At 37.3% G+C, this 1,885-nt stretch carries 2 protein-coding genes and 1 pseudogene; all 3 read right to left on the reverse strand.

Annotated elements, in window-relative coordinates:
- Positions 1-164 precede the first annotated feature (164 nt).
- Positions 165-443 (reverse strand): annotated as a pseudogene (locus AC1P5O_RS16445) (integrase core domain-containing protein); the annotation flags it as partial.
- A 183-nt stretch (positions 444-626) separates the two neighbouring features.
- Positions 627-911 (reverse strand): putative quinol monooxygenase, encoded by a 285-nt coding sequence (locus tag AC1P5O_RS16450; RefSeq protein ID WP_004281848.1) that lies wholly within the window; start codon positions 909-911, stop codon positions 627-629.
- A gap of 20 nt (positions 912-931) precedes the next feature.
- Positions 932-1,774: a zinc-binding alcohol dehydrogenase family protein gene (locus tag AC1P5O_RS16455; RefSeq protein ID WP_499006409.1), complete on the reverse strand. Its 843-nt coding sequence runs from the start codon at positions 1,772-1,774 to the stop codon at positions 932-934.
- Positions 1,775-1,885 lie beyond the last annotated feature (111 nt).

Here is a 1,885-nt window from a genome sequence, read left to right on the forward strand (position 1 = left end):
TTTTTCGCAAGAGATGCGATGGATGTCTGGTGATTTGTAGTCATAAATTTTAGTCCCCACTTGTTTTTAAGTGGGGACTAAATTAAGGCTTATAGGACGAATTCATAAGGTGTGTTCAGCGGACGCTGAACCGTACCGGGTTTGTCGGAGACTTTTTATTGAAGTTAGGCCACCTGACCTAACGGGTTAATCTTATCATAGTACATTGCTTCAAAATCAAAAGGCGATACATAACCCAGTGCACCGTGTACACGCTTTTTGTTGAACCAATCTACCCAATTTAATGTCGCAAGTTGTACATCTGCTAAACCTTGCCAATCTGCTTTTAAATATTCAATCACCTCTGTTTTGTATAAGCCATTCACCGTTTCAGCCAAAGCAATATCATATGAATCACCAGTCGTACCGACTGATGCTCGTAAATTTGCTGCCTCTAAACGATGACATTGTTGTCAAAATGCAGGGTATTGGTGGCTCCCCTCAGGGGCATAATTTGCTGAAGCCTAAGTTACTACTAAAAAATTAAAAAATCGTAAAAAATAGGAGCTTATAGCTCCCATTTTTTGTTAGCTTTCTAAGTCCCTATGTTAATTTGAAGAATACTTCATCATAACGTCCGAATACAGCTATATTTTTTTGATTTCTACAATATCACTTGATTCAATTAGCGATTGGATATTACCAAATAAACTTTGAATATAATCAGACGCTATATGGATATCTAAATCCTCCCTGCTACGCCATTCTTCTAAGAAGAAATATCTACTCGAGTCATTTTCGCTAATATAAAGCTCATATTTCAAGCATCCTTCTTCGTGAAGCGTAGGCTCTATTACACTTTTTAAAAGCGCTTCTAACGTCTCTTTTTGATCTGACTTTGCCTTAAAGTTCGCAATTACTGAAATAGTCATTATTTCACCTTGAATTTGTTTTAGAAGTTTTCTAGTACAATTTTGCCTTTTGACTTACCTGATTCAAGCAACTTATGCGCCTTCTCCAAGTTTGCAGCGTTAATTTTGCCTAGATTTTGGTTGAGGGTACTTCTAATTTTTTGCTGGTCAACTAATTGGGCAACCTGTTGCAATAGATTACCTTGCTTTTCAATATCATCGGTTTCATACATTGAACGGGTGAACATCAACTCCCAATGGATAGAAATAGATTTAGTCTTAAATGGCATAATATCAAATGTTTGTGGATCATCGATCAATCCAAGCTTGCCTTGTGGTGCAATCAGAGAAACTATTTGCTTGATATAGGTTTCTGTATGATTTGTAGAGAATACATATTTTGGTTTTTCAATGCCTAGTGTCTCGATTTGTGCATTTAAATCTTTGCTATGATCAATGACATGGTCGGCACCAAGTGATTCCACCCAAGATTTCGTTTCTTCCCGTGAAGCTGTTGCTATAACGGTCAGATTTGTTTTTGCTTTTAGGAGTTGGATAGCGATTGATCCTACACCACCTGCACCACCAATAATTAAAATACTGCCAACTTCTGTTTCTGAAATTTGAAACCGATCAAACAGCATTTCCCATGCCGTTATTGCAGTTAATGGCAATGCTGCTGCTTCTGCATTAGATACTGTAATTGGTTTAAGACTGATAATTCGTTCATCGACTGCTTGAAACTCAGCATTACTACCATCTCGGGTTAAATCGCCAGCATACCAAACAGAATCTCCTACTTTAAACGAGGTAACTTTTGAGCCAACTTCAATAATTTCCCCAACGGCATCCCAACCTAAAATACGATTATAGGACTTACGCATTGACGGATTCAAAAAAGTATTACAATAGTTTATAACGTATCTGTGATCAGACGAACTAAACATGCTTCTACAGCAACTTGTACATTACCCATTTATATGGGCTTTCTCATG

It is taken from the genome of Prolinoborus fasciculus, assembly GCF_056724605.1.

What these genes read in the sequence shown, in the direction of transcription:
- AC1P5O_RS16450 (WP_004281848.1), bottom strand. Translation starts at nt 911, where the DNA reads ATGACTATTTCAGTAATTGCGAACTTTAAGGCAAAGTCAGATCAAAAA.
- AC1P5O_RS16455 (WP_499006409.1), bottom strand. Translation starts at nt 1,774, where the DNA reads ATGCGTAAGTCCTATAATCGTATTTTAGGTTGGGATGCCGTTGGGGAA.